Genomic DNA, 14,311 nt, shown 5'->3' with positions numbered 1-14,311 from the left:
CGGCCGCCGACGAGGAGGCCGCCACCGTCTCTCTCCCCCGTGCCTCGTCCGAGGAGGACCCATGTCCGGTAGCCCCCCGCCGAGCGGCGGATTCGTCCGCCGCATCGGCCTGTTCCAGGCCACGGCCATCAACATGAGCCAGATGTGCGGCATCGGGCCGTTCGTGACGATCCCTTTGATGGTCGCCGCGTTCGGCGGTCCGCAGGCGGTCATCGGGTTCGTCGCCGGAGCACTGCTGGCCCTGGCGGACGGTCTCGTCTGGGCCGAGCTGGGCGCCTCGATGCCCGGCTCCGGCGGCAGTTACGTCTATCTGCGCCAGGCCTTCCAGTACCGCACGGGCCGCCTGATGCCGTTCCTGTTCGTGTGGACGGCCATGCTCTTCATCCCGCTGATCATGTCCACCGGTGTGGTCGGCTTCGTCCAGTACCTGGGCTATCTGGCCCCCGGCATGGGGCAGACCACCGGTGACCTCATCGGTCTGTGCATCGTCGCGCTCGTCGTGCTCCTGCTGTGGCGGGGGATCGAGCACATCGCCCGGATCACCGCCGTCATGTGGGCCGTCATGATCACCTCGGTGGTCCTGGTGATCCTCGCCGCGGCCACCGACTTCAGCGCGCACCTCGCGTTCACCTACCCGGCCCACGCCTTCGAACTGACCAGCAGTCACTTCTGGCTCGGCTTCGCCGCGGGCCTGACCATCGGCATCTACGACTACCTGGGCTACAACACGACCGCCTACATGGGCGCCGAGATCAAGGACCCGGGCCGCGTCCTGCCTCGCTCGATCGTCTTCTCGATCCTCGGCATCATGGCGATCTACCTGCTGCTCCAGATCGGCACGCTGGGCGTCATCGACTGGCACCGGATGACCGACCCCGGAGACATCGCCTCCACGTCCGTGGCCTCGGCGGTCCTGGAGAAGACCTGGGGCAAGGGCGCCGCCGACACGGTCACCGTCCTCATCCTCGTCACGGCGTTCGCCTCGGTCTTCACCGGACTGCTCGGCGGCTCGCGCGTGCCCTACGACGCCGCCCGCGACGGCGTGTTCTTCCGCCCCTACGCCAAGCTGCACCCCAAGCACCGCTTCCCGATGCTCGGCCTCGCGACCATGGGCGTCGTCACCGCGATCGGCTTCCTCATCGGCCGGCACACGGACCTGGCCACCCTCATCCAGTTGCTGACCACGGTCATGGTGATCGTCCAGGCGCTGGCCCAGGTGGTCGCCCTCTCGGTGCTGCGCAAGCGGCAGCCCGACCTGCACCGGCCGTACCGCATGTGGCTCTATCCGGTGCCGAGTTTCGTCGCCCTGGCGGGCTGGCTCACCATCTACGGCTACGCGGACAAGAACTCGCCGGGCCGCCACCCGATCGAATGGTCCCTCGCCTGGGTGGCGCTGGGCTGTGTCGCCTTCGTCGTCTGGGCGCGCCTGGAGAAGGTGTGGCCCTTCGGCCCCAAGGAGACCAGCGAGGAGTACCTGGCCGCGCCGGCACCCGACGCGGAACCCGACGCGGAGCCCGCCGGCGCGTGACCCATGGCGTGCCCGCCGTCGTGTGCCCCAGGGTGCCGTGGGCGCGTGAAGCCGCGTGATGCAAGGAGCGCCCGCCGGTGCGTGATGCAAGGAGCGCCCGCCGGCGCGCGACGCACGGTGACCGTCGGAGCGAGAGCCCCGACGGTCACCGTCACCGCGGTGCCTGGTCGGCAGGTGGCGGCCGGGCCGGGACCGGGCAGAGCGGGCCGCCCTTCCGTGCGGCCGGACACGCAAGGCTCCGGCGGCCGGAACCGGGCGTGGTGGGGTGCCGACTGCGGATGGCAGACTGCGCGGATGATCGACGACCTTCCGGCCGGACTGACGGCGCGGCACCCTGCCGAAGAGGATCACGCGCGGGTGCTCGGGGTGCTGGACGCGTGGTGGGGCGGCCTGAAGGGGCAGGCGGGTGCGCTCGAACGCGCGCTGCTGCTGCCGCGGTTGTACTTCCAGCACTTCACCACGACCGGCTTCCTGGTGGAACGCGACGGCGGAGAGGTGGCCGCCTTCCTGATCGGCTTCCTCTCGCAGACCGAGCCCGACGCCGCCTACGTGCACTTCGTCGGCGTCGACCCGCGCCTGCACGGGCGGGGCGTCGGCCGCGCCCTGTACCGGGCCTTCTTCGCCCTCGCGCGCTCGCACGGCCGCCGCTATGTGCACTGTGTCACCAGCCCGCAGAACACGGCGTCGCGAGCCTTCCACACCCGGCTCGGATTCACCGAGTCGGCCGTGAAGGCCGACTACGACGGCCCCGGACTCGACCGGGTGGCGTTCACCCTCGACCTCTCGGCGAACCCGCTCCCTCTCCCTCGCGGGTGAGGCCCGCGGGCCCCGTCGGTCGCTGAGGCCCGGGGCGCGTCGCGGACCGGATCAGGTGCTCGCGCTCCCGGAGGTGTCGCTCGCGTCGTGGCTCCACGTCCTCAGGACGACCTCGCGTCCCTTGGCCTCCCGGACCACGGGCCGGTCGTTCGTCAGCGAGAAGCCGGCCGCCCTGGCGACGCGCTCGCTCGCCGTGTTCCCGTTCTCGATGCACAGCACCATGCGCCGCGGACCGACCCGGCGACCGGCGAAGTCCACCGCGAGCCGCACCGCGCGGGTCGCGATGCCCCTGCCCCGGTGGGCGGGCCCGACCCCGTAGGCGAGTTCGAGGTCCCGCTCGTCGACCGCGTTGCGGAACAACAGGATCTCGCCTCGCGCCGGCCCGCCGTCCGTGGTGATGGCGAGCTGCACCGTCCGCCCCTCGACACCCTTCTGCTCGGCGGCGGCCAGATAGGCGCTCGCGGCCACCGCGTCGAAAGGTGACGGGACCGGCGTCCACCGGTCGATCTCGGGATCGTCGTAGATCGCGACGAGGTCCGCCACGTCGTCGTCGGACCATTCGCGCAACTGAAGGCCCAGTCCGTCGATCAGCAGCGGCCTGGGGAAGTCGAAGGCAGGTCGGTTGTCCATCGGATGATCGTGCCGCGCCGGGCGGGGCGCGGCCAAGAGGCCTCGCGCGGCGGGGGTGCTCCGGACGTCGCACACCGTGGTCAGGAGGGTGCCCGCGGGGCGGGCGGATCGGGACGCAGGTTGACATGCAAGTGATTGCCTGCATAACGTTGAGTGTGCGATCAGAGAGTGACTCCGGAATGGATCAGGTCTTCAAGGCGCTGGCCGACGGGACTCGGCGGCGACTGCTCGACCGGCTCCACGAGCACAGCGGTCAGACGCTCGGCGAGCTGTGCGAGCACATCGACATGACCCGTCAGTCGGTGACGCAGCACCTCGCCGTCCTGGAGGCCGCCAACCTCGTCAGCACCACGCGGCGGGGGCGGGAGAAGCTCCACTACCTCAATCCGGTGCCGCTCCACGACATCCAGGAGCGGTGGATCGACAAGTTCGAGCGCCCGCGCCTGCGCGCACTGAGCGCCCTCAGACGAAAGGCCGAGGAAGCCATGACCGACAAGCCCGACTTCGTGTACGTCATCTACATCCGGAGCACGCCGGAGAAGGTCTGGGACGCACTCACCGATGCCGACCTGACCGCCCGGTACTGGGGCCACAGCAACGTCTCGGACTGGCGGCCGGGCTCCCGCTGGGAACACCGCCGCACCGACGGCTCCGGGGTCGCCGACGTGATCGGCACCGTCGTGGAGAGCGACCGCCCGACACGCCTCGTGACCACCTGGGCCGCACCCGAGGACGAGGGCGACGCGGACCGGTACTCCCGGGTCACCTTCGACATCCAGCCGCACGCCGACATCGTCCGGCTCACGGTGACCCACGAGGACCTCGCCGACGAGTCCGAGCGGCGCGACGCCGCCTCGGGCTGGGCGGCGGTGCTGTCCAACCTCAAGTCCCTGCTGGAGACCGGCAGTCCGCTGCCGCAGGAGCCGTGGCTGGTGCCCGGTCGCTGACCGGCGCGGACGCGGAGGGGCCGGCCCGCTCGGTGCGGGCCGGCCCGCGATCGTCCGTGGCCGACCTCCGTTCCTCTCCCGTCGCCGGGCCGCGTCCGGGGGACGTGCCGTCGTCGGGTCATGCCCGAGAGGCTGTCGTTGCCGGGCCGCGCCCGGGACCGCGCAACTGCCGGGTCACGCCCTGGTGTTGGCCCTGGTAGTCGTCGCCGCGCACACGGCGCCCAGCACTACGGCCAGCGCGCCCATGATGATGCTGTTGATGACCACTCCGGCGTCCGGGGCGGTGCCGACCACCCACGGGGAGATGATCAGCCATGCGCCCATCGCGCAGATGGCCCAGCTCAGGCCGTACATCCTTTCCGGCATCATGGTGAACCCGAGGGCCAGCGCGGCTATCGCGATCCCCAGGATCAGGTTGTGGGCCGCCAGCGCCGGCTGGTTCGTCGTGTAGTGGAGTATCCACGGGGACACCGCGCAGTACAGGCCCAGCAGGAACACCGGCCCGTCCACGAGCGCCACATCGCGACCGCCGAGTACGCGGTCGTACCGAGCCCGCATTTCGGATACGTCGGGGTGGCTGGTGATGTCACCCCTGGTATGCGAGACGTTGGCCATGACTCGTCTCCTTCGATCTCTCTCGAACTCCACGGCCCGACCGCGTCCGGTGCGCATGCGGTAAGTGCCGCTTACGCCCATTCTGCGCTTATTTTCTCTTTATGTGTAGAGCTCGGGGTTCTGGAGGGTCGTGAGTGATGTTCTCGGCCCCCTCGGGTGGAGGAGGAGGCCCCTCTCAGGGGGCGATGAGCAGGCGCGCGACGGCGCGTCGGGCCCGCGTGGGTGCCTGCGGATCACGGTGCAGCTGGATCGACTGGTTCGCGGCCAGGGCCACGCCGTTGAGCTCGAAGGCGAGCTGCTCCACATCGGTGCGCTCGGGCAGTTCGCGGTTCTCGACGGCCGTGGTCAGCTCCGCCGTCACATACGCCGACCAGGCGTCGAGCGCGGCGAGCACGCGGTCGCGGACCGTGCCGGGGCGGCCGTCGAACTCGCCGGCCGCCGAGGTGAGGAAGCAGCCTCCGTGCCCCTCGTCCTGTGACATGTAGTCGATCCACTCGTGGAAGGCGCGCGTCAGCCGCTCGGTGCCGGGCCGTGCGCCGACGGCGCGGGCCGGAACCCGCATCCGGAAGCGCTCCGTCGCGGCGTCCAGTACGGCGAGCTGGAGGCCTTCCTTGCTGCCGAAGTGGCCGATCACCCCCGCCTTGCTCATCTCCAGCTCGGTCGCGAGGCGGCCGATGGTGAGGCCTTCGAGTCCTTCGGCGGAGGCCAGCGCCAAGGCGCTCTCGATGATCCGGTCACGGGTGGCGGCGGTCTCGGCGACGGACTTGCGCGGGCTCATGGCATCACTTTAACCTAACGACCGTTCGCTATTAGCTCACGAACGTTCGTTATCTAATTCATGTCGCCCTGTGCCGCCCGCGGCGTCCCGACGCCCTTCGTACAACACCGCGTCCAGGGCGGCCGAAAGGACTCATCGTGAAGGTCCACCACCTGAACTGCGGCTCCATGCGGACGATCGACACCGACGACGGGAGCCTGCCCGCGGTGTGCCACTGCCTGCTCGTCGAGACCGACCGCGACGGTCTCGTCCTGGTCGACACCGGCATCGGCACCGCCGACGTGGCGCGGCCCGAGGAGAACCTCGGCGCCGACTTCCTCGGCCGCGCCCAGCCCGTCCTGGACCCCGCCGAGACCGCGGTCCGCCAGGTCGCCGCGCTCGGCTTCCGCCCGGAGGACGTCCGGCACATCGTGCTCAGCCATCTCGACCTCGACCACGCGGGCGGCCTGCCCGACTTCCCCTGGGCGAAGGTCCACCTCTCCGAGGACGAACACCGGGCGGCCATGGCGGCGCCCGGAGCCCACCCCGAGGACCGTGTCCGCTACCGCCCGGCCCAGTGGGCCCACCGGCCGCACTGGGTGACGTACGCACAGACCTCGGGCGACCCCTGGTACGGATTCGACGCGGTGCGGCCGCTGGCCGGACTGGACGCGGACATTCTGCTCGTGCCGCTCGGCGGTCACACCCGCGGCCACTGCGCGATCGCCGTGCAGGACTCCGGCCGCCGGCTCCTGCACTGCGGCGACGCCTACTACTTCCACCGCGAGATCGACCCCGACGCCCCGCAGGGACACCCCGGCATGGACATCCTCCAGCAGATCACCGAGGTGGACCGGCCGCTGCGCCTCGCCAACCACGCCCGGCTGCGCGAACTGGTGCGGCTGCACGGCGACGAGGTCGACGTCTTCAGCGCCCACGATCCCTGGGAACTGGCCCGCCGCACGGGCTGACGGCGACGTCCCCCGCCCGGCCCGTCGTCATCCGATCGGAGGAAGGTCGCGTTCGGGCAATCCGAAAGCACCGTAGCTCCGGAACAAGGGGTGAACGCTGATCGGAGCCGGGTGGGAGGACACAGTGCGGCGAGCGTCGGAGAACGCCCCTGACGTGGGCGGGGGAAGCGCGGGGCGGGGACGGCACGACATACGGCGACGTACGGCCGTGGTGGGTTCGGGCGTGGCCGGACTCACCGCCGCCCACGTACTGAGCCGGGCACGACGCGTAGCCCTCTACGAGGCGGACGACCGGCTCGGCGGCCACGCGCACACCCACGACCTCGCCTCGTCCGACGGGCGCATGCACCGCGTCGACTCCGGCTTCATCGTGCACAACCGGCGCACGTACCCGAACCTGTTGCGGCTGTTCCACGAACTCGGCGTCGCCACCCAGGAATCCGAGATGAGCATGTCGGTGCGGTGCGAGGGGTGCGGCCTGGAGTACGCGGGCGCCCGCGGGCCCGCCGGACTCCTCGCCCGCCCGCGCAGCGCACTGCACGGCCCCTACCTGCGCATGCTCGCCGAGGTGCCGGTCTTCCACCGGGCGGCCCGCCGCCTGCTCGCCGAGGGGACCGAGGGCGCCGGGGACACCCTCACCCTTGGCGCATTCCTGACGAGCGAGCGCTTCTCGCCCTACTTCGTCGGACACTTCATGACCCCGCTCGTGTCGGCGGTCTGGTCGTGCGACGCCACCACGGCGCTCGACCACCCGGCGGCACATCTGTTCCGTTTCCTGGAGCACCACGGCATGCTGTCCGTCGGCGACTCACCCGTCTGGCGCACGGTCACCGGCGGATCCCGCACCTACGTCGACCGGCTGGCCAAACAGCTCGACGCCGTGCACACCTCGGCCCCGGTCCGTGCCGTGCGCCGGCATGCCGACGGCGTCGAGATCACCACGGACGACGGCACCACCGCCTCGTACGACTCCGTCGTCGTCGCCGTTCACCCCGACCAGGCGCTGCGACTGCTCGCGGACCCGACGGAACGGGAGCGCGAGGTGCTCGGCGCCTTCCGCTACTCCCGCAACTCCACCCTCCTGCACACCGACACCACCCTGCTGCCGCGCGCCCGCCACGCCCGCGCCTCCTGGAACTACCTGATGCCGTCCTGCGCCGCCGCCGCGGACCGGGTCCGGGTGAGCTACGACATGAACCGGCTCCAGCGCCTCGACGCCCCCGAGACCTACGTCGTCACCCTCGGCGGTGAGGACCGCGTCGACCCGGACCGCGTCCTCGCGCGCATGGAGTACGAACACCCGGTCTTCACCCCGGAGTCCGTCGCCGCCCAGCGGCAACTACCCGCCCTGAACACCGCGGTGACCGCGTTCGCGGGCGCCTACCACGGCTGGGGCTTCCACGAGGACGGCTGCCGGTCCGGCGTGACCGCGGCCGCCGCGCTGGGGGTGGTCTGGTGATCCGCACCCCCGCGCTCTACCCGTGCACGGTCGTCCACGTCCGCACCGCGCCGACCCGCCACACGCTGCGCCACCGCACCTACATGTGGCTGACGGACCCCGGCCATCCTCCTGAACTTCCCTTCCTCCTACGCCCGTTGGCCCGATTCGACCCCCGCGACCACTTCGACGGCGACCAGCCCACCGTCCGCGCCGGCCTGGACCGCTTCCTCGCCGCCCACGGCATCGACCTGCGCGGCGGGCCGGTCGCGATGCTCACCCACGCCCGCGTCCTCGGCCACGTCTTCAACCCGCTGACCCTGTACTGGTGTCACGACCCCGACGGCACACCGCGCTGCGTGGTCGCCGAGGTCCACAACACCTACGGCGAACGGCACTGCTACCTGCTCCGCCCCGACGGTGACGGGATCGCGCACACACGCAAGGAGTTCTACGTGTCGCCGTTCTTCCCCGTCGACGGCGACTACCGCATGCGCCTGCCCCCGCCCGGCCCACGGCTTGATCTGACGGTCCGTCTGGAGCGCGCCGGCGGGCGCCCCTTCACCGCGACGCTGCGCGGCACACGACGTGAGGCGACGCCACGCGCGCTGCTCGGCCAGGCGCTTCGGCGCCCATGGTCCACCGTGGCCGTCTCGGCGGCGATCCGCCTCCACGGCATCCGGCTCCTCCTGCGGGGACTGCCCGTCCAGCCCCGCCGCCACCGAGATCAGGAGAAAGCGACATGACGACAGCCGAGCCCCGTGCCCTCACCACGCGGCACGAGGACGCGGACCGCGGCGGCCACCCGGGCCCGGCGACGCCACCGGACGCCTCCCGGGCACGGATCGCACTGACGCGTGCCGTCCTGCGCGGAGCGCTCGGACGCCTCCCGCTCCAGGTGCGGTGCGACGACGGGACGCGCCTGGGCACGGGCGGCCCCCGCGTCGACGTCCACGACACGGACGCCTTCCACCGCCGCATCGGCGTGCACGGCCTGGTCGGCTTCGGCGAGTCCTACACGGCGGGCGAATGGGACGCACCCGACCTGGTCGCGGCCCTCACCGTGCTCGCCGGCCACACGGCCGACCTGATCCCGGCCCCGCTGCAACGGCTGCGCCGGCTGTGGGCCCTGAAGCAGCCCGACGCCCAGCGCAACACACCGGGCGGATCCCGCGACAACATCAGCCACCACTACGACCTGTCCAACGACCTGTTCGCCGTCTTCCTCGACGAGACCCTCACGTACTCCTCCGCCCTCTTCCGCGGCTTCCCCGCCACCTGGCCGACGCTGGCCGCCGCGCAACACCGCAAGATCGACCGGCTGTTGGACCTCGCCGCGGTCACCGACGGCACCCGGCTCCTGGAGATCGGCACCGGCTGGGGCGAGCTCGCCCTACGCGCCGCCGCCCGCGGGGCCCACGTCACCACGCTCACCCTCTCCCACGAACAGCGCGACCTCGCCCTCGAACGTGTGGCACGGGCCGGGCTCACCGACCGGGTCGACATCCGGCTGTGCGACTACCGCGAGGCCGAGGGGACCTACGACGCCGTGGTGAGCGTCGAGATGATCGAGGCGGTGGGCGAGGAGTTCTGGCCCGTCTACTTCCGCACGCTCGACGAACGGCTCGCCCCCGGAGGCCGCGCCGCCCTCCAGGCCATCACCATGCCGCACGACCGGATGCTCGCCAGCCGGCACACCCACACCTGGATCCAGAAGTACATCTTCCCGGGCGGGCTGCTGCCCTCCGTCGAAGCCGTGGAGCACACCGTCCGTGACCACACCCGGCTGCGCGTCACCCGCAGGGACGCCTACGGAGCGCACTACGCCGAGACACTCCGGCTGTGGCGCGAACGCTTCACCGCCCGCACCGACGACGTCGACGCACTCGGCTTCGACGAGACCTTCCGCCGTATGTGGACGTTCTACCTGGCCTACTCCGAAGCCGGATTCCGCTCCGGCTACCTCGACGTCCAGCACTACCTGCTCACCAAGGAGGACCTCGGCCGATGACTACCGTCCGCCCCGCCCACGAGGACACCGCCCACCGGCTGGCGGCGCTGGCCGAGGACGCGCTCGGCGGCCCGCTTCCCGTGCGGCTGCGCGCCTGGGACGGCAGCGAGGCCGGTCCCGCCGACGCGCCCGTGGTGGTCGTCCGCTCGCGGCGCGCCCTGCGCCGGCTGCTGTGGCAGCCCGGCGAACTGGGCCTGGCACAGGCGTACGTGACCGGTGAGCTCGACGTCGAGGGCGACCTCGCCGACGGGCTGCGCAGAATGTGGGGCGCCGTGCGCGAACGCGGGGTGCACGCGCCCCGCCTCACCCCCGCCGACCGTGCGCGCGCGGCCGCCGCCGCCCTGCGCCTCGGAGCCGTGGGCCCGCCGCCCCCGGCACCCGCGTCCCAGGCACGGCTGCTCGGAGGCCTGCACAGCAAGGCCCGCGACCGGGCCGCCATCAGCCATCACTACGACCTGTCGAACGAGTTCTACCGGCTGCTCCTCGACGAGACGATGGCCTACTCGTGCGGCTACTGGATCTCCGACGAACCCGGCTTCACCCCGGCCGACGCCCAGCGGGCCAAACTGGAACTGATCTGCCGCAAACTGGGACTCGTCCCCGGCGCCCGACTGCTCGACATCGGATGCGGCTGGGGCTCCCTCACCCTGTACGCGGCCGAACAGCACAAGGCGCAGGTCACCGCCGTCACGCTGGCCCGCGAACAGGCCGCGTACGTCCGTGAGCAGGTCCGCGAACGCGGCCTGGAGCACCGGGTGGACGTGGTGTGCCAGGACTACCGGGACATCGAGGGAGGCGCCTACGACGCGGTCGCCACCGTGGAGATGGGCGAACACGTCGGCGACTCCGAGTACCCGGCCTTCGCCGCCGCTCTGCGCCGGCTGGTCCGCCCCCAAGGACGCGTCCTCGTCCAGCAGATGTCGCGCGGGACCGCCGCTCCCGGCGGCGGCGCCTTCATCGAGGCGTTCATCGCCCCCGACATGCACATGCGCCCGCTCGGGCGGACCGTCGGCATGCTGGAGGACGCCGGACTCGAAGTACGGTCCGCGGAGTCGCTGCGTGAACACTACGTGCGCACGGTCGAGGCCTGGCACCGCACGCTGGAGGACCGCTGGGACGACGTCGTGCGCCTCGTCGGCGAGGAGACGGCCCGGGTGTGGCGGCTGTATCTGGTCGGCGGCGCCCTGGCGTTCGAGGAGCGCCGCATGGGCGTCGACCAGATCCTCGCCGTACGGCCCACCGCCCACGGACGCAGTGGACTGCCCGCCACCCCGCGGCCCTGGTACACGGGACCGGTCGAACCGTGACCGGCTTCCCGTGGGGCGCCTTCGCCCAGAATCTGGCTCTCGCGGCAGGCGTCGCGCTCGCCGTCATGCTGGCCACCTTCGCCGTCGCCGTCCGCAAGGGCGTCCACCGCGTCGTCGACATCGCCTGGGGGCTCGGCTTCACCGCCGTCGCCCTCGTGACGTTCGCCGCGTCCGGCGGCGCGGGCGACGACGGACGCCGGATCCTGGTGACCGCGCTGACCTCGGTGTGGGGGCTGCGGCTCGCCGTGCACATCGCGCGGCGGGGCCGCGGCCACGGCGAGGACCCCCGTTACGAGGCGATGCTCGACAAGGCGCCGGGCAACCGCGACCTGTACGCGCTGTACAAGGTCTACCTGCTCCAGGGAGCCCTGGTCTGGCTGGTGTCGCTGCCCGTGCAGGCCGCCCAGTACGTGCCCGGTCCGCTCACCGCGTTCGCCTGGGCCGGCACCGCGCTGTGGACGCTCGGCCTGTTCTTCGAGGCGGTGGGCGACGCCCAGCTGGCCCGGTTCAAGGCCGACCCGGCCAACCGGGGCCGGATCATGGACCAGGGGCTCTGGAGCTGGACGCGGCATCCCAACTACTTCGGGGACTTCTGCGTCTGGTGGGGCCTGTACCTGCTCGCCTGCGACTCCGGCGCGTCGGCGGCGGTGGCCGCCGTGTCTCCCCTGGTGATGAGCGGTCTGCTCATCAAGGGCAGCGGAAAGCCCATGCTCGAACGGCACATGGCCGAACGCCCGGGATTCGCCGAGTACGTCGCGAGGACCAGCGGATTCTTCCCCGTGCCGCCGAAGCGGCGCGGGCCCGCGCCCACACCCCCGAGCTCGACCTGACAGGCCCCCTTCCGGTCGGCCACACCCCGGTCAGGGGGCGCCGCCCGCCGGAAGGGGGCCGGCGGGCGACGCGGGGAAGACCGTCCCGCCCCCGGAGGCCGGAGGGGGCGGGACGGTCAGGCGGGGAAGTCGACCAGCGCCACCGGCGCGGAGGTCGGCTCGGTCGAACCGCCGGCCGGTTCGACCGTGACGCCCAGACCGGACGCCTTGTCCACGGGGCCGCGCATCAGTACCGCCTCGTCGGTGCGTCCCGGGTCCATCAGCCCGGCGGACCGCATGCTGCCCCCGTCGTCGAACCACAGCTGATAGACCTTGCCGTCCGGCGGTGCCGCCATCCCCGAGGCGATGAACACGGCCCGGTCGAGGCCCTTGGACACCACCACGGTGCCCGTCGCGCCGTCCGCCAGCTTCGCCGTCCGTGTCCGGGCGTCCGGGGCGGCCAGCACGGAGGCGAGCTCGTCGCCCTGCCGTTCCGACCGCCGCGCCCGGTCCTGTGCCTCCTCGGCGCGGTCGTGCTGCCACACCGCCACACCGCCGAACAGGGCCGCGGCGGCCAGGCAGGCGGCCGGCACCCAGCGTGACATGCGGTGCGCGCGGGCCGCGAGACGTCCGGGCCGCGCGAGCGGAATCGTGCGGGGCGCGTCCTGCCGCACGGCGGTGATCCGCCGCATGACCTCGGACTTGAGCTCGGGGGCGGGGGACACCGTGACCGCGAGGGCCAGCCGCGCGGCGGCGGCCCGCAGCTCCAGGACCTCCTGAGTGCAGGCGTCGCAGTCCGCGGAATGCGCCTCGAACCGCGCCCGCTCGTCGTCGTCGAGGGCGTGCAGCGCGTACGCGCCGGTCAGAGTGTGCGGATCGGCCGTCCTCACGCCGCCACCCCCAGGCAGTCGCGCAGGCGGATGAGACCGTCGCGCAGCCGGGTCTTGACCGTGCCGAGCGGCAGCGACAGCAACTCCGCCACCTCGCGGTACGTCAGCCCGCGGTAGTAGGCCAGCGTCACCGACTGCCGCTGAAGCTCCGTCAGCGTGCGCAGACAGCGCCGCACCTGCTCGTGCTCCAGACGCGCCTCGACCTGCTCGGTCACCTCGTCGAACTCGGGCGTGCGGTCCAGCAGCGCGGCCCGCTGCTCCCGGGCGGCCGACGCCTCGACCGAGCGGACCCGGTCCACCGCCCGCTGATGGGCGAGGGTGAGGACCCAGTTCATCACCGAGCCGCGTTCGGGACGGTACCGGGCGGCCGTCCGCCACACTTCGACCAGCACTTCCTGGGCCACCTCCTCCGACTGGGCGCCGTCCCGCACCACCCTCCGCACGATCCCCAGGGCCGGGCCCGCCACGACGTCGTAGAGCGCGGCGAAGGCCTCCGTGTCGCCACGGGCGACCTCGGCCATCAGATCCGGCAGATTCGGTTCCGCAGCCGGGTTCTTCCCGATCTCCACGGCTTCCTTCACGGGGTGGTCCTCCAGGACGGGCGAGCTCGACGGTACGTACGTGATCCGGAACCGGTGCGCGGACGGATTGGCCGGATCGGCGTGAACCTGCGACGGGCTTCCCGACGGGCCGTGACAGGGGGCTCTGGTGCCCGGGACGTCCGGTCGGCCGGGCGCGTCCGGTCAGCCGGGTGTCTCCGGCCTCAGACAGCGGCGCAGCTGGTGCAGACCGCGCCGGCAGTGGCTCTTGACGGTGCCCAGCGGCCAGCCGGTGCGCTGGGCGATCTGCGTGTGGGTCAGGTCCTCGTAGAACGCGAGGCGCAGCACGTGCTGCTGCACAGGGGGCAGCTTCGCCAGCTCGTCCTGCACGAGGACTCGGTCCAGCACGGCCTCGGGGTGGGACGAGACGCCGTCGGAGCCTGCCGGCAACGAGCCGGCGGCAGCGGCGATCAGTTCGGTGCGGCGGGTGCGCGCGGCCAGCGCGTCGGCGGTCTTGCGGCGGGTGATGCCGACGAGCCAGCCGGCGACGGTGCCACGTTCGGGCCGGTAGCCCTGCCGGCCCCGCCACGCGGCCAGGAACACCTGCTGCGTGACGTCCTCGGCCTCGCGTGTGTCGCCCAGCGAGCGCCACGCGAGGGTGTGCACCAGAGTGCCCCAGCGACGGTAGGCGGCGGCCAGAGCGGCCTCGTCGCCCGCCACCAGGTGCGCACCGATGGACGCGTCCGCGATCAGGTCGGTCACGACGACCGGCTCGGAGCGCGCCGGTACGGAGACGGTGCCGTCGATCCGCGGGCGCGGGAGCAGAACCACCTCGCGGCGCGCGTCGGACACGGTCGGTGGGGCACCGCACGGCTCCGGGATCGGATCTGCGGTCATGGCCGGGGCTCCTCGGTCGTGCGGGCTCGGTCCCGGCCGTGGCCGGGACGGCCGGACCCGTCCAGCACGGGTCGGCGGGTGCCGGCCGCTGCCCCCGGCAGGTCCGGATCCCCATCGTGTGAAGCGCACGACCATCCCCACAACTCGCGTCGTTTC

15 protein-coding genes are annotated in these 14,311 nt (G+C 72.3%); 9 read left to right on the top strand and 6 right to left on the bottom strand.

The genetic code is table 11. The features are described 5' to 3' along the window. Window positions 1-61: 61 nt before the first annotated feature. Both BKI49_RS01300 and BKI49_RS01295 read left to right on the top strand, forming a co-directional pair. Complete coding sequence (locus tag BKI49_RS01300; RefSeq protein ID WP_095932266.1) at window positions 62-1,528, top strand: APC family permease; 1,467 nt, start codon at window positions 62-64, stop codon at window positions 1,526-1,528. A 294-nt stretch (window positions 1,529-1,822) separates the two neighbouring features. Beyond that, window positions 1,823-2,344, top strand: a complete 522-nt coding sequence (locus tag BKI49_RS01295) for a GNAT family N-acetyltransferase (protein WP_095932265.1) — start codon at window positions 1,823-1,825, stop codon at window positions 2,342-2,344. A 51-nt stretch (window positions 2,345-2,395) separates the two neighbouring features. On the opposite strand, the gene BKI49_RS01290 is transcribed toward BKI49_RS01295, so the two are convergent. After that, window positions 2,396-2,974: a GNAT family N-acetyltransferase gene (locus BKI49_RS01290; RefSeq protein WP_095932264.1), complete on the bottom strand. Its 579-nt coding sequence runs from the start codon at window positions 2,972-2,974 to the stop codon at window positions 2,396-2,398. 179 nt (window positions 2,975-3,153) lie between these two features. Between BKI49_RS01290 and BKI49_RS01285 the strand changes: the two genes are divergently transcribed. Further along, window positions 3,154-3,921, top strand: a complete 768-nt coding sequence (locus BKI49_RS01285; protein WP_095932263.1) for an ArsR/SmtB family transcription factor — start codon at window positions 3,154-3,156, stop codon at window positions 3,919-3,921. A 174-nt stretch (window positions 3,922-4,095) separates the two neighbouring features. Here BKI49_RS01285 and BKI49_RS01280 read toward each other — a convergent pair whose 3' ends face one another. Beyond that, window positions 4,096-4,536 (bottom strand): SPW repeat protein, encoded by a 441-nt coding sequence (locus BKI49_RS01280; RefSeq protein WP_095932262.1) that lies wholly within the window; start codon window positions 4,534-4,536, stop codon window positions 4,096-4,098. Window positions 4,537-4,711: 175 nt separating this feature from the next. Further along, on the bottom strand, window positions 4,712-5,314 hold the full coding sequence (locus BKI49_RS01275) for a TetR/AcrR family transcriptional regulator (protein ID WP_095932261.1): 603 nt from the start codon (window positions 5,312-5,314) through the stop codon (window positions 4,712-4,714). 137 nt (window positions 5,315-5,451) lie between these two features. Between BKI49_RS01275 and BKI49_RS01270 the strand changes: the two genes are divergently transcribed. From BKI49_RS01270 to BKI49_RS01245, 6 genes are all read left to right on the top strand, one after another. Next, on the top strand, window positions 5,452-6,264 hold the full coding sequence (locus BKI49_RS01270) for an MBL fold metallo-hydrolase (RefSeq protein WP_179332288.1): 813 nt from the start codon (window positions 5,452-5,454) through the stop codon (window positions 6,262-6,264). A 154-nt stretch (window positions 6,265-6,418) separates the two neighbouring features. Continuing rightward, entirely contained in the window at window positions 6,419-7,723 is a 1,305-nt protein-coding gene (locus tag BKI49_RS01265; protein WP_373557508.1) for an NAD(P)/FAD-dependent oxidoreductase, read from the top strand. After that, the gene (locus BKI49_RS01260) at window positions 7,720-8,448 is read left to right on the top strand and encodes a DUF1365 domain-containing protein (RefSeq protein ID WP_179332287.1); all 729 of its coding nucleotides are present in this window, start codon (window positions 7,720-7,722) and stop codon (window positions 8,446-8,448) included. The genes BKI49_RS01265 and BKI49_RS01260 overlap by 4 nt, the downstream gene beginning before the upstream one ends. Next, entirely contained in the window at window positions 8,445-9,713 is a 1,269-nt protein-coding gene (locus tag BKI49_RS01255) for an SAM-dependent methyltransferase (RefSeq protein WP_095932260.1), read from the top strand. The genes BKI49_RS01260 and BKI49_RS01255 overlap by 4 nt, the downstream gene beginning before the upstream one ends. Then, window positions 9,710-11,020 (top strand): SAM-dependent methyltransferase, encoded by a 1,311-nt coding sequence (locus BKI49_RS01250; protein ID WP_095932259.1) that lies wholly within the window; start codon window positions 9,710-9,712, stop codon window positions 11,018-11,020. The genes BKI49_RS01255 and BKI49_RS01250 overlap by 4 nt, the downstream gene beginning before the upstream one ends. Continuing rightward, window positions 11,017-11,850: a DUF1295 domain-containing protein gene (locus tag BKI49_RS01245; protein WP_095932258.1), complete on the top strand. Its 834-nt coding sequence runs from the start codon at window positions 11,017-11,019 to the stop codon at window positions 11,848-11,850. The genes BKI49_RS01250 and BKI49_RS01245 overlap by 4 nt, the downstream gene beginning before the upstream one ends. A gap of 116 nt (window positions 11,851-11,966) precedes the next feature. On the opposite strand, the gene BKI49_RS01240 is transcribed toward BKI49_RS01245, so the two are convergent. The 3 genes from BKI49_RS01240 to BKI49_RS01230 all read right to left on the bottom strand — a co-directional run bounded on the left by BKI49_RS01240 (window position 11,967) and on the right by BKI49_RS01230 (window position 14,155). Then, the gene (locus BKI49_RS01240; protein WP_095932257.1) at window positions 11,967-12,719 is read right to left on the bottom strand and encodes an anti-sigma factor; all 753 of its coding nucleotides are present in this window, start codon (window positions 12,717-12,719) and stop codon (window positions 11,967-11,969) included. Beyond that, window positions 12,716-13,300, bottom strand: coding sequence for a sigma-70 family RNA polymerase sigma factor (locus BKI49_RS01235; RefSeq protein ID WP_095932256.1), 585 nt, complete (start codon window positions 13,298-13,300; stop codon window positions 12,716-12,718). Before BKI49_RS01235 ends, BKI49_RS01240 begins: the two co-directional genes overlap by 4 nt. Window positions 13,301-13,462: 162 nt before the next feature. Next, on the bottom strand, window positions 13,463-14,155 hold the full coding sequence (locus tag BKI49_RS01230) for an RNA polymerase sigma factor (RefSeq protein WP_095932255.1): 693 nt from the start codon (window positions 14,153-14,155) through the stop codon (window positions 13,463-13,465). Window positions 14,156-14,311 lie beyond the last annotated feature (156 nt).

The organism is Streptomyces sp. Tue6028 (genome assembly GCF_002300165.1).
In the GTDB taxonomy this organism is placed as follows: domain Bacteria; phylum Actinomycetota; class Actinomycetes; order Streptomycetales; family Streptomycetaceae; genus Streptomyces; species Streptomyces siamensis.
The sequence above is the reverse complement of the archived record's forward strand: the minus strand, read 5'-3'. Positions and strand labels throughout refer to the sequence as shown.